Source organism: Planktothrix pseudagardhii, from assembly GCF_904830925.1.
Classification (GTDB): domain Bacteria; phylum Cyanobacteriota; class Cyanobacteriia; order Cyanobacteriales; family Microcoleaceae; genus Planktothrix; species Planktothrix tepida.
In genome coordinates, this window is record NZ_LR882967.1 from 467,628 (window position 1) to 488,200 (window position 20,573).

Sequence of the window (20,573 nt, forward strand, 5' to 3'; positions counted from 1 at the left end):
AACTGTTTACTGATAACTGATAACTGTCTGTATGCGTTTAGAGCAACTGCAATCTTTTCTGTCTGTTGCTGAGACGGGAAGCTTTCAACAAGCAGCACGCAAATGCGGGGTCACTCAATCAACCATTAGCCGACAGGTGCAGGGACTAGAGGAAGAACTGGGTTTACCTTTATTTCACCGCACGGCTCAAGCTAAATTAACCATTGGGGGTGAACGCTTTTGGCCCTATGCTCGCAAAATTTGCCAAACCTGGGACAGTGCGAAAGAGGAATTAGCGTCTCTGCTGATGGGAAAACAACCTGAACTCTGTGTTGCAGCCATTCATTCGGTTTGTTCCTCTTATTTACCCCCGGTTTTGCAGAAGTTTTGTTATGCCTATCCAGAAGTTCAGTTGCGGGTGACATCCTTGGGAAGCGATCGCGCCTTAAAAGTGCTTAAGGATGGATTAGTTGATATCGCTATTATTATGAATAATCGTTCTTTTACGGCCAGTGCAGAACTTTTAGTCGATATTCTCTATCAAGAACCGATTGAAGTCTTAATGGCCAGTAATCACCCGTTAACTCAATATTCTCAAGTTCCTTGGGATGAGTTAACTCGTTATCCGCAAGTGGTTTTTAAAGATGGTTATGGAATGCAGCGTTTAGTTCAAGAAAAATTTACTCAAGCTGGAGCCAAGCTGAATGCAGTTTTAGAGTTAAATACATTAGATGGGTTTCGAGGGGTCATTCGTCAAGGGGAACTGATCGCTTTACTGCCCTATTCTGCCTTACTAGAAGCACGAACTGATCCTACCTTAGCTGTCCGAGGGTTAGCACCCCTTCCCTTTGCCAACTCTAAACCTTTAATCGCGAGTTCTACTCCCTCTATGTTAATTCCTGCGGACGGGGATACAACTTGGACTCGTGAAGTGGTGATTGTCACCACACCTGATCGAATGCAAATCCCCCCCATTGCTTATTTTTGGCAACTGGTTCATGAGAGTCTTCCTGATCAACTCGATGGAGCAATTAATTCTTTGAATCCCGAAACCTTTCTGTTGAAGTAAAAACGCTAGGATCAAATTAAAGTTTAAAAATGGAGTTTCGGTTAACCGTCAATACTTTATAGGCATGAGTGATCGATTTAGAGAGTTACTTCGTCAAGTGGGTAGTGGAACCCATACCAGTGAGGCGTTGAGTCGTTCCCAAGCGACAGAAGCCTTGAGATTAATGTTATTGCAGGAGGCAACTCCGGCTCAAATTGGTGCATTTTTAATTGCTCATCGTATCCGACGTCCCACAGGTGAAGAATTAGCGGGAATGCTAGATACTTATGAAGAAATTGGCCCTCAACTTCAGTCCGTTGCTTCTGCGCCAATGGTGTTGGGTTGTCCCTATGATGGTCGGTCTCGCACCGCTCCTTTTGCTCCCTTAACGGCTTTAATTTTAGTCACCGCAGGGGTTCCGGTAATTTTACATGGGGGCCAACGAATGCCAACTAAAGAAGGTATTCCTTTAATTGAAATTTGGCAAGGGTTGGGGGTGGACTGGTCTAAATTATCCTTAGTACAAACTCAACAGATGTTTACACAGTTGGGTTTAGGGTTTGTTTATCTTCCTCAACATTTCCCAGAAGCCGAACGCTTAGTCACCTATCGTCGAGAAATTGGCAAACGTCCTCCGTTAGCAACAATGGAATTGATGTGGAAACCTTATTTAGGACAAGCAACGGTGGTTTGTGGGTATGTCCATCCCCCCACAGAAACCCTGTTTCGAGAAGCCTTTCAATTGCGGGGTGTGACTGAATTTATTACCGTCAAAGGATTAGAGGGTAGTTGTGATTTACCTCGCGATCGCACTTGTATTATTGGGTTACGTCAACCTAGCCTCGGAACAAAACAGATTAAAGACTCTACCTCAGTAGAAGGACAAAATTCCCATCCGACGGGAGAGGATGTTTTCTTTGAACGATTATTATTGCATCCCCGTGATTATGGGTTCGGAGGGACAGAAGTTCCTCTACCCTCGACTGCGATTTTAATTGAACAAATCCAATCGGTTTTAGCGGGTCACAACAGTGAATTCATGAAAGCCGCACTGTGGAATGGGGGGTTTTATTTGTGGCGTTCTGGGGTTTGTCCTAATTTAGAATCAGGATTATCGGAAGCTGAATCTTTACTAACGCAAGGGAAAGTTCACGCTAAATTGCAGGAAATCCATTGTTATAGCAGGGAACAGGGAACAGGGAACAGGGAACAGACAGGAAAAGAGGAGTATCCGATTTAGGTTTTAGCATCAGTCTATGTCCTAATACCCCAGGTGCGACTGCTATATCTCTAAACTACAAAATTGCTATTTTTGGTTAACCCGCTCTGGGTTTTTCACGCTGATATAGCGCTACGCATTACAGTTAGGACATTTATTAAACCCTGAAACCCTTTCAATTCTTACTGTTCCCTGTTCCCTGTTCCCTGTTCCCTCTTCAAGTAGCGCTATAGAGAACTTTAGCCCTAGGTATTACCTCAAGACCCATGATCAATCATCTTTCAATTGCAGCTTTAATTCTGGCAGGGGGCCAAAGTTCTCGCATGGGTGAGGATAAAGCTTTTGTCCTGTATGAAGGAAAACCCTTGCTTCAGCGAGTGTATCAAGTGGCGGCTACTTGTAGCCAAAAAGTATATATTGCTACACCTTGGCCGGAACGCTATCAAACGCTATTAACGGAAGATTATGAAGTTATATTAGAGACGGAACCGAACCAAGGGCCCTTAGTTGCTTTGTCCCAGGGTTTATTAGAAATTCCCTTTGATTGGATTTGGTTATTAGCCTGTGATTTACCTTTGTTACAACCTGCGATGATTCAACGTTGGCAAAGTCATTTAACGGTTGTTTCTGATACGGTTTTAGCGGTTGTTCCTCAAAGTCAGTCGCGCTGGGAACCCTTATGTGGATTTTATCGCCGTTCTGCTTATTCCCAGTTACAAGAATTTATGGCTCCAGGGGGAAGATCCTTTCAACGATGGTTAACTCATATTCCTGTGGAACCTATTTATCTGTCTGAAGAAGAATCACAAATGTTGGTCAATTGCAATCGACCCACTGACTTAAAACCTTAATAAATCCTAAAATCCTTAATTAAAATTTCCATCAAAAATTAATCTTTTTTCTGGTTTTGAGGTAGAGAAAACCCTACTTGTGAATTTTTACAAAATCTGCATTAAAATCAAAAAATCTGGGTAACTTGTAAGTAAAATTACGTTCTTTACCCAGAAAACTTGGTATAACCAACGGATATTAAAAATGGACAGGAGGAACCTATGCCATACACCTTCGATCTAGTGGGTGTTTCTCCCATTCTTTCTTTCTTTTATCAACAACAAGAATTAAACGAACAACCCGCCCCAGGGGTTGAATATTTGGGAAATCGTAAATGTACCCTGGATACTTTTATTGAATCTGTACAGACGGTTTCTCCTCAACGGGGCTGGAATGTTGATCAAGCCGTTGATACGGTAATTCAGTTTTGGATGAACAATGCCGACAGCATCCAATATTGGAAAACTCGCCTAGAAGATGCCGGACAGGAAAACCTCTTAGTGGCTAGAGTCGCTGACCTCAAATTTCTTCGTAATACCTTTGAATCATTACTTGGCCATTAAGTGTTGACAGTTGACAGTTGACGGTTGACAGTTGACTGTTAACTGACAACTGATAACTGGTAACTGATAACTGATATGTCTCGTTCCAGAGCTTTACAATATTACGTCTTTACTCGTTTACTGCTGGCTCCCTTGATGCTGTGGACAATTACCACAGTGGTTTTTTTGCTGCTACGAGCTACCCCTGGTGATCCGGTAGATGCGATTCTTGGCCCCCGTGCACCGGAAGCAGCCAAAGAAGCCTTGCGATCGCAATTGGGTTTAAAGGGTTCTTTGTGGCAACAATATTTTGACTATATGGGGAAACTCCTGCATTTTGATTTAGGAACGTCCCTGACCAGTCGCGGACAAACGGTTTGGGAAATTATTCAAGCTCATTTTCCGGCAACGGTTGAACTGGCTCTATTTAGTATGATCATCGCTTTAGCGGTGGGAATTACGGTTGGGGCGGTGGCAGCCTCCCATCCTGATACGGTTTGGGATACGGGGGGACGTTTATTTGGAATTATTACCTATGCTGTTCCGCCGTTTTGGGCAGGGATGCTGTTTCAGTTAATATTTGCGGTGCAGTTGGGTTGGTTTCCTTTGGGAACTCGCTTTCCAGTAACTGTTCAGGCCCCTGAAGGGTGGAGCGGATTATATACCCTGGATAGTTTGTTGACGCTTAATTGGATGCAATTGGGGGTATCACTGTATTACTTGTTTTTACCCTCTGTAACGTTAGGGTTATTGTTAAGCGGTATTTTTGAGCGAATTGTGCGGGTGAATCTCAAACAAACGTTAAAGGCGGATTATGTGGAAGCCGCTAGGGCTAGAGGGATTCCTGAATTGCGAATTGTTGTGGCCCATGCGTTGAAAAATGCCATGATTCCGGTGATTACGGTTTTGGGTTTAACCTTTGCCGCGTTATTGGGGGGAGCAATTTTAACGGAAGTGACCTTTTCTTGGCCAGGACTCGCTAATCGGTTATATGAAGCGATTAGTTTCCGGGATTATCCGACGGTGCAGGGGATTGTTGTGTTTTTCGCAGGGATTGTGGTTGTGGCTAGTATTCTGATTGATGTTCTCAATGCCTGCATTGACCCGCGCATCCGATATTGAGGTGAGTTAACGTTGACAAAATTATTGATCGTTGACACTCTCCGGCTTGAAGGTGCGGAGATTTTTTTTTAAGGAATTGACGCCATGACAGTGACCTCCTAAAACCCATTTTCTGGGGTAATCAGATCATAAATGTGCATAATTTTTCTAAAAAAGTAAGTATTTTTACTCAAGTAAAGTTAGGGAATTCTGATGGGAATCTTCATGAAAGATACACTTCTTAATAAATTTTAACGCAACAATTTGCGATAGCGTTGTATAACTAATATCTGAAGGGCAAAGACGACAGACAAATGTTGGTCTCCCAACAATTGATTAACATTTGATTAAAAAAGTTTAATGTCCTTTCATAAAATGATGTAAGATTTCTAAGGTTCCTCTAAGTGAGGCTGAGGTTGCTCTCAAAAATAGTAACGACGGCCAAACATAGAGAGACTCTCAAGAGTCAGGATCGGGAAAACCCATCATTTCACTTTGAGTCGAAAACAAAGTTAAGCAAGTCAAGTAGGAGATTAATCCATGTTTGATGCCTTCACCAAGGTAGTTTCTCAAGCTGATACACGCGGCGAACTGTTAAGCGGCGGCCAAATCGATGCCCTGAGCCAATTGGTTGCCGAAAGTAGCAAACGTTTAGACGCTGTTAACCGCATCACCGGTAGTGCTTCCACCATCGTTACCAATGCGGCTCGCTCTTTGTTTGATGAGCAAGCCCAACTGATTGCTCCTGGTGGTAATGCTTACACCCACCGTCGTATGGCTGCTTGCTTACGTGACCTGGAAATCATCTTACGTTATGTCACCTATGCAGTTTTCGCTGGAGATGCTAGCGTTCTCGATGATCGTTGCTTAAACGGTCTGCGTGAAACCTACCTGGCTTTAGGCGTTCCTGGTGCTTCCGTTGCTGTTGGCGTTGGCAAAATGAAAGATGCCGCTCTGGCTATCGTCAACGATCCTGCAGGAATCACTCCTGGAGATTGTAGCGCCCTGGCTTCTGAAATCGCCAGCTACTTTGATCGCGCTGCGGCTGCTGTTGCCTAGTTTTTCAAAAATCTGATTTTCATAAATCCATAGAAGTCTAATTAAATGACTTCAATTTGTACCTCAACTTTGTAAACCACATCGGGAGATAATTCAAGCATGAAAACCCCCCTGACTGAAGCAGTAACCACCGCCGATTCTCAAGGCCGTTTCTTAAGCAGCACTGAACTGCAAGTGGCTTTCGGACGTTTCCGTCAAGCCAAAGCCGGCTTAGAAGCTGCTAAAGCTCTGAGCAATAAAGCCGATAGCCTGGTCAGTGGTGCTACCCAAGCAGTGTATAACAAGTTCCCTTACACCACCCAAATGCAAGGGCCTAACTACGCTTCTAGCGAACGCGGTAAAGCCAAATGCGCTCGTGACGTCGGTTACTACCTCCGTCAAATCACCTACTGCTTAATTGCTGGTGGTACAGGGCCTTTGGACGAGTACCTGATTGCTGGTGTTGATGAAATCAACCGGACTTTTGAACTGTCTCCTAGCTGGTATGTTGAAGCTCTGAAGTACATCAAAGCCAACCATGGTCTCAGCGGTGACGCGGCTGTTGAAGCCAACTCCTACATTGATTATGCGATCAACGCTCTGAGCTAGACAAGCTCGCGTTTGATGCTCGGAGCGGTAAGTAGCTGTTAGCAACTGGGTTAACGGTTGTTTAGCGCTCCGGGCATCTTTGATTATTGGGGTTTGTCTCCCACATTAACAAAGTTTTCTTTTTTGTCTTCTCAATTTTGAAGATCTCTTACGGAGCATAAGGCTATGGTTGGCTTGCTTGAGGGTAGCCGACTTGGTATCCGGGCTTTCGAAGAAACAAAACCCGTAGAACTGCGCCCCAACTACACGGAAGCAGATGTGCAAACCGTGATTGTGGCAGCATATCGTCAGGTGATGGGCAACGAACACCTGATGTTGCGGGAACGGCTCACAAGCGCGGAATCTTTACTCCGCCAAGGACAAATTACCGTTCGGGATTTTGTCAGAGCTATTGCTTTATCCGAGCTTTACCGGACTAAGTTTTTTTACCCTAACTTTCAAACTCGGTTTATCGAGTTAAATTACAAACATCTTTTGGGCCGTGCCCCTTACGATGAGTCAGAGATTGCGTTTCACGTTGATCTCTACACCAGCGAAGGTTTCGAGGCAGAAATCAACTCTTACCTCGACTCTCCCGAATATCTGGAAAACTTTGGGGAAAATATCGTTCCCTATTATCGGGGATTTTCTACCCAAGACGGGCAAAAAACCGTTGGTTTTAACCGTTTATTTACCCTTTATCGCGGGTATGCCAGCAGCGATCGCGCTCAAAACCAAAAGCAAAGTCGTTTAACTTGGGAATTAGCTCGGAATTTAGCTTCTCCGATTCAAACTCCTGCTAGTGGGCAAAGCTTAGGAGGTACGACAGGCGGTAATCGTGGACAACTTTACCGCCTCACTGTTATGCAAAAAGCAACACAGTCGCTACCCCAGGTGCGTCGTACTACCACTGAATATACCGTACCCTATGACCAACTGTCTACTCAGTTGCAGCGAATTCATCGTGCTGGGGGACGGGTGATGAGAATTACGTTGGCATAATCTCATTCATTAAAACCTGAATGCCGGTTTGTGCTTAAGGGGTTAGAGTTCTAGCTGACTGTTCATCGGGCAAGCTTGGACTCTAACCCTCTAGGTAACAAACCTTTCAACCGGAATCGTTGCACGCTACATTCGCAACTCAATTCTAACTCACGTTAATAAGAGGAGGATTTTAGGTGGCTATTACAACAGCAGCATCTAGGCTCGGAACAACTGCGTTTCAAGAAGCGCCTCGTGTTGAACTGCGTCCAGATTGGAGCAGAGACGATGCCCAACAAGTCATTCGTGCGGTTTACCGCCAACTTTTGGGTAACGATTATTTAATGAGTTCTGAGCGCCTCAAAAGTGCTGAATCTCTGTTGTGTGATGGCAGCATCACTGTGCGGGAGTTTGTGCGCTCCGTTGCTAAATCGGAACTGTACAAAACCAAGTTTTTCTACCCGAATTTCCAAACCCGTGTAATTGAACTCAATTACAAACATTTATTGGGTCGTGCCCCCTATGATGAATCTGAAGTGATTTTTCACTTGGATTTATATCAAAATCAAGGTTATGACGCTGATATTGATTCTTATATTGATTCAGCCGAATATCTGGAAAGCTTTGGGGAAAATGTGGTTCCCTACTATCGCGCCTTTGAAGTTCAACGGGGACAAAGAACCGTTGGCTTTACTCGCATCTTCCGGTTGTATCGGGGTTATGCCAATAGCGATCGCTCTCAATTAGAAGGAAATGCCTCCCGTTTAGCCACAGAACTGGGTTCCAATAGTGTTTCTACCATTGTTGGCCCCTCCGGTGGTAACGAAGGTTGGTCTTATCGGGCTTCTGGACAAGCTGTGGTTCCAACCACTGGATTTAGTACCGGTGGTGTCTTAGCACAAGGCCGTAGTTATCGGGTGGAAGTGGCTGGAATTCGTGAACGTCGCTATCCGAAAGTTCGTCGGAGCAGCAAATCTTTTATTGTTGCTTACGAACAGTTATCTCCTTTACTTCAGGAAATTCAACGCCAAGGTGGGAAAGTAGCCAGCGTCACTCCTGTGTAGGATTGCTGAAAAACCAGGGATTGCTAATCTAGCGATCCCTTTTTGTCAAGTTTGTAGAACTGTTTTTGGATAAATTTAAACTCATGTTAGGTCAAATTGCTGTTGGACAATCATCGAGTTCCCCATCGGGAAATCGCTTTTTTCGCTACGAAGTTGTCGGTTTACGTCAATCCAATGAAACTGACAAAACGGAGTATCAGATTCGTTCTAGCTCCAGCCAATTTATTACTGTCCCTTACAACCGCATGAACCAAGAAATGCAGCGTTTAACGCGGATGGGAGCAAAAATTGTGAGTATTCAACCTTTAACTTCCAGTCCTGAATAATCGTGATTATTCTCTAGTTCAGTTGTTAGAAATTCAGACCGAAATTTAACAAGTGAATAGACCCTAGTTTAATTTTTAAATTAAAATCTGTGGTTAGTTGTTTAAAACGTAAAACAGCTAACCATTTTTTTATATTAAGTCAGAAACAAAATTCAATTTCTACTATTCCGTCCCCAGGATTTTCATGGTAAGGTTGAGAAAAACAGAATTTAACCTATGGACAATTTGGGATACGAATCATCGGATAAAAATATTGCTCAAGCGGAGGAATCTTTAACCATAGAACAAGCGATCGCTAATCTTCAGCATGAAGAATTAGGACGTCGTTATTATGCAGCTTGGTGGTTAGGGCGTTTTCGCGTCAATGAACCTGCGGCGGTAGATGCGTTAATTCTAGCCTTAAAGGATGAATCTGATCGCACGGAAGAAGGAGGTTATCCCTTACGCCGAAATGCAGCCAGAGCATTAGGAAAACTCGGCGATAAACGAGCAGTTTTAGCCTTAATTGAATGTTTAGATTGTTCTGATGTTTATGTGCGGGAAGCAGCGACTCAAGCCTTAGAACAGTTAGGAGATGAGCGTTGTATTTCCGGCTTAATGAACTTATTAGAAGGGGGAGTCGCAGTTGCTCAACGTGTCCCTGGAAAACCCTATTTAGTCCAACCTTATGATGCAATTTTAGAAGCATTAGGAGCTTTAAAAGCGACGGTTGCGATTCCTTTAGTTCAACCCTTTATCGAGCATCCTATTCCTAAAGTTCAGTATGCAGCACTGAGAGCCCTGTATCAATTAACCGGAGACAATAGTTATGGAGAACGGTTAATTGAGGCGTTAAAAGGAAATGATTTAACATTACGTCGCACGGCTTTAATGGATTTAGGTGCAATTGGGTATTTACCAGCGGCAAAAGCCATCGCCCAAACCTTAGCAGAAAATAGTTTAAAATTAATTGCGTTAAAAGGTATTTTAGAACATCAATTCATAGATAGTGCTGATTTTAGATTATCTGAATCAGCCATTGAAGTGATGGAATTAATGGATTCTCTTTTATAAAAAACTACCCTTATTTTTTACCTAAAACCTGAAAGCGAAACTTAAGATTATGAGTGTACAACCCTTAATTCAAGCTGTTGAACAAGCTGATTCTGCTGCCTCTTTATTGAAAGCGGTTGTTTCTTTAGTAAAAGCTAATTCTATTGAATCAATTCCCACATTAATTAACGTTTTAGGTTATAATAATCCTGGGGCTGCGGTGGCTGCGGTTGATGGATTAACTCAACTGGGTGAACCTGCGGTTATTCCTTTATTAGAACAATTAGATGGTTATAATTATGGGGCAAGAGCTTGGGCGGTTCGTGCCTTATCGGGTATTGGTGATCCCCGTGCATTAGAAGTTTTATTAGAATCTGCTGGAAGCGATTTCTCCTTAAGTGTTCGTCGCGCCGCCGCCAGAGGATTAGGAATGATTCAATGGGATAAATTACCCCCAGAACAAATTCCTGATGCTCAATTTAAAACTTTAATGATATTACAAAAAACATCACAAGACCCGGAATGGATTGTCAGATATGCAGGGGTTTTTGGTCTACAAGGTTTAGCAATTGCTCTGCATGAAACCCAGCCTGAATGGTTCGCTAAAATTAAAGAACAGTTAGAATATATCGTGAATAATGATGAAACGACTTCTGTTCGAGCCAGGGCAAAATGGGCGATTCAAAAATTATAAAGCTACGCGCTAGGGAACAGGGAACAGGGAACAGGGAACAGGGATAATACTTCTGGCTGTTTCATATCAGTTTTAAATTATTACAATCTATTTGGGATTGCTATATTTGAGATCTCCATTTTAAATAATTTTTAATATTTATATTACTTTTTGTTAACCCATTTCTTTCTCAGGATGTTCAGCCATTACATTAGATGAATCCGAAGACTGTTCAGAGGGATTTTCCGACAAGGTTAACTGTCGAATTTGTTGGAATTGAAAATCACGGGCTAAAGCCCGCAAACTGGCTGCAATCCCTTGATGTTCAGGGGGGATTTGTTCAGTCAGACGCAGCACCTCTTCTTCATCACACAACTGGGCTGCTTCCTGGAGGTTGGTAATCCATTCAGGAGTCATGACTAACAGGCTATCAGACGTTAAAACTGGGTTAACCAAATCCGAGGGGATAGGAGAGCGAGGGGATGAAAGGTTAGGGTCTACATACACATACTCCACGTTCAAATATTTAGCCATTTTGCTAAATAGTTCATCTTCTTGGAAGGGTTTACTCAAATAGTCGTTACATCCAGCCGATAAAGCAGAATGGAGATCGCTTTTAGAGGCATAGGCGGTTAAGGCAATAATCACGGTGCTTTGACCCTGCAAACTAGCGCGAATGTGTTGAGTCGCTTCATAACCATCCATAATCGGCATCCGAATATCCATCCAAATCAGATGGGGTTGCCATTCTTGCCAGAGGATCAGAGCTTCGTGTCCATTTTCAGCTTCTTTAACTTCAAATCCAATTTGAGTTAATAATTTAATCATCAGTTGACGATTTTCGGGTTGATCATCCACCACTAAAATTCGATAATTCGGTTGACCAGGAGCTAAAGATAAAACTTGACGACTGATTTGGGGTGATTGAACTTGGCTTTTGTGGGCAATCTGTACCGGAATTTCAAACCAAAATGTACTTCCGACACCCAGGGTACTTTGTACCCCTAAAGATCCTCCCATTAATTCAACAAATTTTTGACTAATGGTTAATCCCAAACCCGTCCCTTCTAGGGCTTTTTTACCGGATTGACTTTGAATAAAAGCATCAAAAATATTATTTAATTCTGCTGGAGAAATCCCAACACCTGAATCCTGAATTTCAAAGCGTAGAGTGTTCCCGGTTTCCAGTTTCCTGTTAAGCGTTAAACTCACACTGCCTTTCTGAGTAAATTTAATCGCATTTCCTAAAATATTAATTAAAATTTGGCGGAGCTTATTGGGGTCAGTTATGACCGTTTGAGGAACATCAGGTTGAATATTGAGGATGAATTTTAATCCTTTTGCTTCTACCCGTAAGCGAAACATTTCCCAGGTAGATAAAATTAAATAATTGAGATCAAAGCTACTTTGATCAAAGGTCATGCGTCCCGCTTCTATTTTAGAAAGATCTAAAACATTATTAATTAAATGAAGCAGATGATCGCCACTGCGGCGAATGATTTCTAAATTTTCCCGTTGATAGGGGGGAATGATCGGATCATGACTCATTAATTGAGCAAATCCGAGAATTGCATTTAAGGGCGTTCTTAATTCATGGCTCATATTAGCAATAAACAGGCTTTTGGCTTTATTGGCGATTTCTGCGGATTCTTTAGCTTTGTGTAGTTCTAATTCCACTTGTTTGCGATCGCTAATATCTAAAGCTGTTCCAAACAGTTGAACAATATTGTCTTGTTGATCTCTAACTCCTTCTCCCCGAACTTCTAAATAGCGAATAGAACCATCGGCTCTAATAATCCGATAATCCAGTTCATAAGAAATCCCCCCTTGAATAGCGGCTTGAATATGTTGCTCAACACTAGAGCGATCTTCGGGATGAACATACTGTAAATACTGTTGATAATTGGGTTCAGGATAGGGGTGTTCTAATCCAAAAATTTTGTACATTTCTTCTGACCAACTCATTTGTTGAGTGGCTACATCAAATTTCCAATTTCCAATATGAGCAATGCGTTGAGCTTCAACTAATGCTTCTTCACTTTGTCGTAATTTTTCTTCAGCGATTTTGAGTTCCGTTAAATTGCGAATACTAATCACCACACCGGAAATATTCTGGTTGAGTTCATAATAAGGCGCGTAAGTAATACTGAGAAATTGAGACTCTAAGGTTGCAGAACTTAACCAAAAATGAGTATGGATGACTTCTCCCTGTAAACATCGTTCTAAATGAGGTTTCATCATCTGTTCAAATTGCTCTTGACCGACCAAATTGATCAGAGGACGACCCATCAAATCCTCTAAAGCTTGATGATAAAGATTCAAATAGGCGGGGTTCGCTAACTGATAGGTATAGTTGCGATCAATTAAACAAATTTGATCCGTTGTTGCGGCGACAATTCTTTCATAACGACGTAACGCTTCCTCCGTGCGTTTGCGTTCACTAATATCTTCACAAATTCCCATCGCCGCAATAATTTGACCTTGGGAATTCCGCACTAAAGCCGTCGATAAACTAATATCCACTAAAGATCCATCTTTGCGTTGACGTTTAGTTTCCACTTGACTGAGGGTATCTCCGACAAATGTATGATTCACGAATTCTTCAAATTCTTGTATAGAATCATTAGGAATCATGGGTAAAGATTGACCAATCACTTCTTGAAATGACCAACCAAAAATTCGTTCTGCGGCTGGATTCCACACCAAGACTTTCCCATTTTTATCAATCACATCAATAGCAACGGGAGCAGCTAGAATAGTGGCTTGTAATAAATCATTAACTTCTTGTAATGCAGCTTCTGTGCGTTTGCGTTCGGTAATATCTTGATAAACCGTTAAAAATAATTCTCCTCGTTCATCTTCTAATAATACTGTTGAAACCAAGAGAGTTTTAGTATCCCCTAATTTAGTAATAATCGTTGTTTCAATATTAGACATCTCCAAAATAGAAAAAAGGAGGGGTAAAAAGATGATAAAATTAAATTTTACCCCGGATTAGAGATGAGTAAATTAAGAGACTATCTGGACAAGAATCCCCAGCAAGCAAAAAGGCTATTAGGGATGGAATATGAACAGATGATAGAACTCATTCAAGCTGCGGAGTTATTAGAAGAAGAAAAACGACAGGAAAAAGAAAAAACTAAAATCAGGTTGATTAAAGCAGGTGGGGGTCGTCGGCAGAAATTATCTGTGGAGGAACAAATCTTACTGACTCTAATTTATCTGCATCAAATGCCCACATTTCAAATGTTAGGGTTACAGTTTGAAGTCAGTGAATCAACAGCGAATGATATTTTCCATAACTGGATAAAAATCTTGAGAGAATTACTACCAGCGAGTTTGCTAGAGCAAGTAAAAAAAAACGAGAGTGATTGGGAGTGGGTAGAAAAAATTCTGGTGGAATTTGAGTTAGTAGTAGATAGCTATGAACAGCCCAGGGAAAGACCAACAGACAATGAAGAGCAGAAAAAATATTACTCAGGAAAGAAAAAGACACATACCTTTAAAAATCAAGTCATTGTCATGCCAAATGGAAAAGAAATAGTGGATGTAGCTGTGGGTTATACCGGAGCAACAAGTGATCTGAAATTGTGGAGAGAAAGAAGCCAGGAATTGGGGAATAATCAAAAATACAGAGGGGATAAAGCTTATGTAGGAGAAACAGCAATTAATACACCACATAAGAAACCGAGGAATCAAGAGATATCGGCTGAAAAGCAAGAAGAAAATCGATTAAAAGCTAAACAAAGGATTGTAGTCGAACATTTAATAAGACTGATAAAAATTTATCGAGTTGCTTCAGAAAGATTTCGGTTAAAGAGGCAAAATTATGAAGCAATAATCTTGACAGTATGTGGATTAATAAGATGGCGAATAGGAGCGATTGTATTACCATCTAAGAATTGCCCAGAATTCTTTTGAGAAATGATTGCATATCAGAGATAAAATTCATTAGTTATTATTAATGTGACTGAAAAAGCCTATGAATCCGTTACTTTTGGAGAAGCCGGCACAGGAGTGCTAGAGATTCCAAAAGTAGCGATAGAGGGCATTTGGAGATTTTCGGAGATGTCTATTATGTAATGCGCCTTCATGAATCACCTGTTGTAAACGTTCTCCCGCCTGTTGATAAGCCTTGGTATCAGGATATAGCAACTTCATAAAATCGGGGTGGCTTTGAGTATCTTCTAAGCCATATCCGGTGATGCTTTCCATTTGAGAATTAAAAATTAAAAATTCTCCTTGATTATTGCTCAAGGTGATGCCATTTCCGATGGTTTCAATCACCGTTTGTAATCGTCTTTGAGTAATTTGGAGTTCAGCTTGAGCTTTTTTGCGATCAGTAATATTAACCCAGTATCCTACAATTTCTAAAGGTTGTCCTTTAGAATCTCGAACTAATCGCATTTGCATATCTAACCAACGATAGGTGTGATCAGCGTGTAAAAATCGATATTCATAACTAAAAACATCTCGTTTTAAAATATGCTGTAATCCTGAGCGTAATAATTTAATATCTTCAGGATGAACATGACTTAACCAAAACCCAGAATTTTTAATAAATTCTGGCGCATAATATCCCAATAAACTGCGAACATTATCACTCATAAAGGTAATGTCATAATCTGCTTGGGGTTGACAACTAAAAATCACGGCGGGACTCACCGTTAGTAAATATTGCAATCGTTCACTCACAGACCGTAATTCTAATTCGACTCGCTTGCGTTCAGTAATATCTAAGAACACCCCACCCACCCCGGAAGGACAGCCTTGAACATCCGTTGATAGGGGGAAAAACGATGCCATCCAATAACTTCTAATCCCCGGATAACTAGATTCGCCACTAATTTCTAAATCTAAAATCGGGTTTCCTTTGCTTAAAACTTCATCGCCAACAAATTCTAAAATGGCTGTATAGTCGCAAGACACATCTTGAATGGATTGACCAATATGATCTTTAGCGGGAATTCGGTGCATTCGAGCAATGGAATCGTTAACTTTAATAAATCGTTTTTGATTATCTAAAATTAATAATCCAGCCGGAGCACAAGCAAAAAAAGCATCTAACCAGGATTCTCGTTGGGCTAATTCCAGTTGTAAGGTTTGTTGTTCGGTAATATCTCGTCCTTCAGCAATTAAAAGCTTGACTTCTCCGGTTTCATTAAATAACGGACGCAGAGAAAAATCCAGGGTTTTCAGTTGATAATTGTGGCTATAAATTTCAACTTCATAGTGAATAAATTCCCCTTGAGCCGCTCGATGAATCGCATCCTGAAGTTGGGCTTGAGTTTGGGGAGAAACTGTCCACCAGTGTCCTTTCCAAAACGGTTGATTCACGATATCTTGATGCTGTAAATCGGCAAAATCTAAGGCGGTTTGATTAATTTCTAAAATCATGCCTTCACAGGTTAACAGTCCCATTAATTGGAAGGTTTGGTTAAAAATGGCTCGGAAACGAGCTTCACTATCGCGCAAGGCAGCTTCTGCTTGTTTACGGTCGGTAATTTCAGCCACAACAATTCCGATAGCAATGGGTTTCTGAGATTGAGAACGAATGGGAAAGTAAGAAACTAACCAAGTGCGATTAACTCCGGGTTGTTTAAGGGTTTCTCCTGAAATTTCAATGGAAAGAATGGTTCTCCCTTCATTTAAAACTTCGTGAAAGATTTTTTCTTGTTTAATGGCTAAATCCGGTACAATATCCCAAGGGGTTTTACCAATATGCTCTTCTACTGAAATTCCATTGATTTCTGCAAGGGCTTGATTAATAAAAGCAAATTTCAGTTGATCATCCAGAACGGTCATTCCCACAGGCGCACTGGTAATAAAGGCATCTAATAATTGTTGTTTTTGCAGTAATTCTTGTTCAAGTTGTTTGCGTTGAGTAATATCTTGAATTTGAGCCAGAAAATATAAAGGATTTCCTTGAATATCTCGAACTAATGTACTATTCAATAAGACCCAAATGATCTGTCCTTGTTTATGAAGATATCGTTTTTCACTTTGATAATTTTGAATAACTTGATTTAATAAATTATGATAATTTTCCCAATCTTTCTCTAAGTCATCAGGATGGGTAATGTCTTGAAAGGTTAAATTTAATAATTCTGCCTGAGTATATCCCAGCATTTCACATAAAGCTTGATTAACCCTGATCCACTGGCCTTTTAAACTGACAATTGCCATCCCAATCGAAGCATTTTCAAAGGCACTGCGAAATCGTTCTTCACTTTCTCGCCAATCCGCTTCTATGCGTTTACGTTCACTAATATCTCGCGCAATTTTAGATACTCCAATCATCTCTCCCTTGGTATTTTTAACCGGAGAAATTGTTAAAGAAATAGGGACTAAGCTGCCATCTTTTCGGGTTCGGACGGTTTCAAAATGTTGAATTCGTTCACCGTGAAGCAGTCGTTCTAAAATTTCAGCTTCTTCAGACAAACGTTCTGGGGGTAATAAAATTGAGATCGATTGACCCATCATTTCTGTCGCTGTATATCCAAACAACCGTTCAGCCCCAATATTCCAACTGATTACCATCCCATCTAAGGTTTTACTAATAATCGCATCATCTGAGAATTCAATAATTGCAGCCATTTGAGACTGGGTAATTTCGATTCTTTTCTGTTCACTAATATCTCGTAAAAAACCAATAAGTTTTGTTCGATAATTTCCATTGATTGTCGCCAAATAACATTGATCTTCTATCCAAATATAAGCTCCTTTTTTGTTGAGTAAGCGATATTGAGATTGAAATCGAAGCGAGTTTTTCTGCAACATCTTTTGAGTTTCTTGTCGCCAGGTTTCTCGATCATCAGGATGAATTAAACTTAAAAAACCTTCAAGGGTCAGGGGCATTTCTGCAACATCGTAGCCTAATAAGGTTTTGGCATTGTTTCCCCAGGTATGCTGTTGAGTTAATAAATCATATTCATATAACAATTGACCACTGACTTCAACGGCGATTTCATAACGTTGTTTCCAAGTTTGTAACTCAGCAGTCCGTTCATAAACTTGGGTTTCTAAGTTAACTTTCGCTTGTTGTAAGTCTAGTTCTGCTTGTTTACGTTGGGTAATATCTTCCACCAGTCCGACAATTCGGTAATATTCTCCGGCCTTATTGCGAATAAAAAACGTGCGGGATAATACCCAACGCAGAGAACCATCGGGGCGAATAATCCGGTATTCTTGATAAAATGGTTCCCCTTGGGTTTGCTGTTGTAAAGCAACTTTAACCTGGTTCCGATCATCGGGATGAATTGCATCAAACCAAGAATTCGGATTTTGATAAAGACTCTCACAGGAACGACCAAAAATTTCTGGGTATGTGGGACTAATATAAATGAGTTGAGTATGATTAAAGGTATTAATAAAAAAGATTTCTCGAATATTTTCTGCTAATTGTCGAAATTGTTCTTCACTTTCACGCAGTTGTTGAGTGCGTTCTTCAACTCGGTTTTCGAGTTGTAAATTAGTTTCTTGAAGGCTAACTTCGGCATATCGCCGACGCAGATCAATTTGGTTGAGGGTGTTAGCATTCCAACTCACCAGTCCTAATAACATCACCATATCTAGGGTCGTACTGATGGCGAGCGCCATAGGTTCGTTATAGAGGGCTTTCTGTACCCCCCATAGTCCCAAACCCCCTAAAATTGGGGGTAACAAGAGTATCCCAGGTAAGAGTTGACGGGCCAGATGGCTACCCATACTGTCCCCCAGGAGAATCAACATTAATCCTCGATGGGGGCGAGCACTTAATAGGCTACTACACAGCAATAGCACAAGAATTGCAGTTTGCCATCGGATTTCTGGGGTGAATTCGGGTTCAAAATAAATGTAATTGTAAATCGGGGTTAATAGTCCTAAAACCATGATAAATCCAGCCCCCATCACCAAAATTTCAATGAAAAAATCAGGAGGATGAGTGCGGTTTAAAAGCAGCAACGCCACGCCCAGCATCAGAAATGCGAAAGCGGTATTCATCTGCATTGGCACTAGAAGAGAGCCACTGAAAAAGGCTGGAAATAGGGAAAGGGAGATGTGATCATACAGATGATATAGGAGGGTAAATAGAGCCATAAAAATGATGCTCAATTCTCCTATTTTCAGGGCTGATTTTAGATTTTTGGGGATCTGGGATTCGGAGAAATTTCGGTTGTTATAATGCCAGAACCATAAGCTTAATCCACTCAGGGTTAAACTGATTGTGGTATAAATATTTAAGGGAATCAGATGGAATAAAATCGAATCAGCAAAAACTTGTTGCCCCATCCAACTCAGCAATCCCAAAAATCCTAAAATGCTAATCCCTAAACTCATCTGTTGAGAAAAACCTTTTAGGGTTTCGGCTCGTTGAGTTAAATTGGATGCCAATGATGGCTGTTTATTTATCATAAGACTTGCCCCTCTGGATTTGGGTTGAAAAATGATAAATTTGTTTTTTATTGAGTCAGAATCAAAAACAAACCTCCACCTTATCTTTATTTTATGTATTATTTTCCAAAAAACAATTAATCTTTATAAAACTTTTATTTCAGGAGTTGCCCTAATTTCAACTGTTGATAAAACAGACTAAAGTATTGACCTGATTCCGGGTTGCTTTGAATTTGAAATTTGGGACACCCATCTAATCCGTTTGCGATATCTCCTGAGTCTCAAAGCTCACACACAATATTTTTTCCGAGATTTTTGGCTTTATATAAAGCTTGATCTGCTTTTTGAATTAAAATTTGGGGTTCTCCATCGATGGGGGGAATTAAACTACTCACTCCTAAACTCAGGGTGATCACTTGTTTGTCAGGGGAGGCGACATGGGGTAATTGTAAATTATAAACCGCTTGTCGGATTTGTTCAGCCACTTGTATTGATCCCGCTAAGGAAGTATTGGGAAGAATAATCGCAAATTCTTCTCCTCCATAACGGGCGACTAAATCCGCAGGACGTTTAAGGGTTTCATGAATGGTTTGTGCGACTTGCTTTAAACAATCATCCCCGCATAAATGACCATAGGTATCATTATATAATTTAAAATAATCGATGTCTGCTAAAATTAAGGATAAAGGCAGTTTTTCTCGTCGCAATCTTAGCCATTCTTGTTCTAAAACTCGATCAAACCTACGACGATTGGGGACTTGGGTTAACCCATCTAAATTAGCAAGACGTTCTAATTCATGATTGACTTGGTGCAGTTGTTGATACAGTTGAGATTGTCCAATTGTGATCGCTAATTGATCAGTGACAACTACCGCTAACTCAACATCAGTTTCTGACCAGGGAAGGGATTGATGTCTGACAATACTTAAACTTCCCCAGACTTCTCCATTAGAATAAACGGGAATTGCCAACCAAATTCTCGGATATTGTTCAACTAAATCTTGATTGCTGGAATCGATGATATTGTGAGGGTCTTCGACACAAAAGACCTGCAATAATTTCAAGCGTTCTGTTAATAACCCTTGGGAATTTAACAGTTTAGCATTGACCAATTTGGCTAGATCGGAATTGGGAAAATATTCAACAATCGGTTGCCAGCTATGGGATTGAGAAAAATGCTGAATAATCGCCACCCAATCGGCTTGTAAGAGTTGACCAATTTCGGTCACAGTGGTAGAAAAAACCGTCGAAAGTTCCAGGGAATTCCGAATAGCCCGGATGACTCGATTTAAGGCTTGTTCTCGTTGATATTGTAAGCGCAAAGCTTCTTGAGCTTGTTCTCGTTCTAAAATTTCAAGTTGAAGTTGTTTTTTGTGCCATTGAATGGTGAGTTGATTTTTCACCCGTGCTAACACTTCTTCTACTTGAAAAGGTTTAGTAATATAGTCTGAACCTCCCACACTAAAGGCTTTGACTTTATCTAATCCGTCACTTAAGGCACTCAGGAAGATAATCGGGATATCTTGGGTTTTTGGCCTTTCTTTTAACTGTTGACAAACTTCATAACCCGATAAATCGGGCATGAGAATATCTAATAAAATTAAGTCGGGGGGGCTCTTTTGAATCGTCTCCAGAGCCTCATAACCATTACTAACGGCTCGAACTTTATAGCCGTTTTCTCGCAGCAGATTGACTAAGAGCCTTAAATTTGCCAGTGTATCATCAATAACTAGCAAGTCGGCTCTCGATACAGAATTGGAAGAAAAATACATTCGCAC

Annotated in this window: 16 protein-coding genes; 13 read left to right on the forward strand and 3 right to left on the reverse strand. The window is 41.0% G+C overall.

Features of this window, described 5'->3' with window-relative positions; translation table 11 throughout:
• Nucleotides 1-31: 31 nt before the first annotated feature.
• The 12 genes from NMK36_RS01940 to NMK36_RS01995 all read left to right on the forward strand — a co-directional run bounded on the left by NMK36_RS01940 (nucleotide 32) and on the right by NMK36_RS01995 (nucleotide 10,443).
• Entirely contained in the window at nucleotides 32-1,048 is a 1,017-nt protein-coding gene (locus NMK36_RS01940; protein WP_254172866.1) for a LysR family transcriptional regulator, read from the forward strand.
• A gap of 64 nt (nucleotides 1,049-1,112) precedes the next feature.
• On the forward strand, nucleotides 1,113-2,267 hold the full coding sequence (locus tag NMK36_RS01945) for an anthranilate phosphoribosyltransferase family protein (protein WP_254172867.1): 1,155 nt from the start codon (nucleotides 1,113-1,115) through the stop codon (nucleotides 2,265-2,267).
• Nucleotides 2,268-2,512: 245 nt separating this feature from the next.
• Nucleotides 2,513-3,097 (forward strand): molybdenum cofactor guanylyltransferase, encoded by a 585-nt coding sequence (locus NMK36_RS01950; protein ID WP_254172868.1) that lies wholly within the window; start codon nucleotides 2,513-2,515, stop codon nucleotides 3,095-3,097.
• A 201-nt stretch (nucleotides 3,098-3,298) separates the two neighbouring features.
• On the forward strand, nucleotides 3,299-3,640 hold the full coding sequence (locus tag NMK36_RS01955) for a hypothetical protein (RefSeq protein WP_190521249.1): 342 nt from the start codon (nucleotides 3,299-3,301) through the stop codon (nucleotides 3,638-3,640).
• 75 nt (nucleotides 3,641-3,715) lie between these two features.
• On the forward strand, nucleotides 3,716-4,741 hold the full coding sequence (locus NMK36_RS01960; RefSeq protein ID WP_190521245.1) for an ABC transporter permease: 1,026 nt from the start codon (nucleotides 3,716-3,718) through the stop codon (nucleotides 4,739-4,741).
• Between the two features lie 519 nt (nucleotides 4,742-5,260).
• On the forward strand, nucleotides 5,261-5,779 hold the full coding sequence (locus NMK36_RS01965) for a phycocyanin subunit beta (RefSeq protein ID WP_254172869.1): 519 nt from the start codon (nucleotides 5,261-5,263) through the stop codon (nucleotides 5,777-5,779).
• A gap of 99 nt (nucleotides 5,780-5,878) precedes the next feature.
• Complete coding sequence (cpcA, locus tag NMK36_RS01970) at nucleotides 5,879-6,367, forward strand: phycocyanin subunit alpha (RefSeq protein ID WP_254172870.1); 489 nt, start codon at nucleotides 5,879-5,881, stop codon at nucleotides 6,365-6,367.
• Nucleotides 6,368-6,532: 165 nt separating this feature from the next.
• Nucleotides 6,533-7,348, forward strand: a complete 816-nt coding sequence (locus NMK36_RS01975) for a phycobilisome linker polypeptide (protein ID WP_072716937.1) — start codon at nucleotides 6,533-6,535, stop codon at nucleotides 7,346-7,348.
• A 176-nt stretch (nucleotides 7,349-7,524) separates the two neighbouring features.
• Nucleotides 7,525-8,391, forward strand: coding sequence for a phycobilisome linker polypeptide (locus NMK36_RS01980; RefSeq protein WP_072716938.1), 867 nt, complete (start codon nucleotides 7,525-7,527; stop codon nucleotides 8,389-8,391).
• Nucleotides 8,392-8,474: 83 nt separating this feature from the next.
• A complete protein-coding gene (locus tag NMK36_RS01985; protein ID WP_072716939.1) occupies nucleotides 8,475-8,717 on the forward strand; it encodes a phycobilisome linker polypeptide in 243 nt (80 codons plus the stop codon).
• Between the two features lie 216 nt (nucleotides 8,718-8,933).
• Nucleotides 8,934-9,770: a HEAT repeat domain-containing protein gene (locus NMK36_RS01990; RefSeq protein WP_072716940.1), complete on the forward strand. Its 837-nt coding sequence runs from the start codon at nucleotides 8,934-8,936 to the stop codon at nucleotides 9,768-9,770.
• 49 nt (nucleotides 9,771-9,819) lie between these two features.
• Nucleotides 9,820-10,443: a HEAT repeat domain-containing protein gene (locus NMK36_RS01995; RefSeq protein ID WP_072716941.1), complete on the forward strand. Its 624-nt coding sequence runs from the start codon at nucleotides 9,820-9,822 to the stop codon at nucleotides 10,441-10,443.
• A 153-nt stretch (nucleotides 10,444-10,596) separates the two neighbouring features.
• Here the strand turns inward: NMK36_RS01995 and NMK36_RS02000 are convergent, their stop codons facing one another.
• Nucleotides 10,597-13,359 (reverse strand): PAS domain S-box protein, encoded by a 2,763-nt coding sequence (locus NMK36_RS02000; RefSeq protein WP_254172871.1) that lies wholly within the window; start codon nucleotides 13,357-13,359, stop codon nucleotides 10,597-10,599.
• A 63-nt stretch (nucleotides 13,360-13,422) separates the two neighbouring features.
• Between NMK36_RS02000 and NMK36_RS02005 the strand changes: the two genes are divergently transcribed.
• A complete protein-coding gene (locus NMK36_RS02005) occupies nucleotides 13,423-14,343 on the forward strand; it encodes a transposase (RefSeq protein ID WP_254172698.1) in 921 nt (306 codons plus the stop codon).
• A 99-nt stretch (nucleotides 14,344-14,442) separates the two neighbouring features.
• Here the strand turns inward: NMK36_RS02005 and NMK36_RS02010 are convergent, their stop codons facing one another.
• Both NMK36_RS02010 and NMK36_RS02015 read right to left on the reverse strand, forming a co-directional pair.
• The gene (locus NMK36_RS02010) at nucleotides 14,443-18,816 is read right to left on the reverse strand and encodes a PAS domain S-box protein (protein WP_254172872.1); all 4,374 of its coding nucleotides are present in this window, start codon (nucleotides 18,814-18,816) and stop codon (nucleotides 14,443-14,445) included.
• Nucleotides 18,817-19,076: 260 nt separating this feature from the next.
• Nucleotides 19,077-20,567, reverse strand: a complete 1,491-nt coding sequence (locus NMK36_RS02015; RefSeq protein ID WP_254172873.1) for a diguanylate cyclase domain-containing protein — start codon at nucleotides 20,565-20,567, stop codon at nucleotides 19,077-19,079.
• Between the last annotated feature and the right edge of the window lie 6 nt (nucleotides 20,568-20,573).

Coding starts and splice junctions, on each gene's coding strand:
- NMK36_RS01965 (WP_254172869.1), top strand. CDS start 5,261: ATGTTTGATGCCTTCACCAAGGTAGTTTCTCAAGCTGATACACGCGGC.
- NMK36_RS01940 (WP_254172866.1), top strand. CDS start 32: ATGCGTTTAGAGCAACTGCAATCTTTTCTGTCTGTTGCTGAGACGGGA.
- NMK36_RS02005 (WP_254172698.1), top strand. CDS start 13,423: ATGAGTAAATTAAGAGACTATCTGGACAAGAATCCCCAGCAAGCAAAA.
- NMK36_RS02000 (WP_254172871.1), bottom strand. CDS start 13,359: ATGTCTAATATTGAAACAACGATTATTACTAAATTAGGGGATACTAAA.
- NMK36_RS01990 (WP_072716940.1), top strand. CDS start 8,934: ATGGACAATTTGGGATACGAATCATCGGATAAAAATATTGCTCAAGCG.
- NMK36_RS01950 (WP_254172868.1), top strand. CDS start 2,513: ATGATCAATCATCTTTCAATTGCAGCTTTAATTCTGGCAGGGGGCCAA.
- NMK36_RS02010 (WP_254172872.1), bottom strand. CDS start 18,816: ATGATAAATAAACAGCCATCATTGGCATCCAATTTAACTCAACGAGCC.
- NMK36_RS01945 (WP_254172867.1), top strand. CDS start 1,113: ATGAGTGATCGATTTAGAGAGTTACTTCGTCAAGTGGGTAGTGGAACC.
- NMK36_RS02015 (WP_254172873.1), bottom strand. CDS start 20,567: ATGTATTTTTCTTCCAATTCTGTATCGAGAGCCGACTTGCTAGTTATT.
- NMK36_RS01975 (WP_072716937.1), top strand. CDS start 6,533: ATGGTTGGCTTGCTTGAGGGTAGCCGACTTGGTATCCGGGCTTTCGAA.
- cpcA (WP_254172870.1), top strand. CDS start 5,879: ATGAAAACCCCCCTGACTGAAGCAGTAACCACCGCCGATTCTCAAGGC.
- NMK36_RS01985 (WP_072716939.1), top strand. CDS start 8,475: ATGTTAGGTCAAATTGCTGTTGGACAATCATCGAGTTCCCCATCGGGA.
- NMK36_RS01955 (WP_190521249.1), top strand. CDS start 3,299: ATGCCATACACCTTCGATCTAGTGGGTGTTTCTCCCATTCTTTCTTTC.
- NMK36_RS01960 (WP_190521245.1), top strand. CDS start 3,716: ATGTCTCGTTCCAGAGCTTTACAATATTACGTCTTTACTCGTTTACTG.
- NMK36_RS01995 (WP_072716941.1), top strand. CDS start 9,820: ATGAGTGTACAACCCTTAATTCAAGCTGTTGAACAAGCTGATTCTGCT.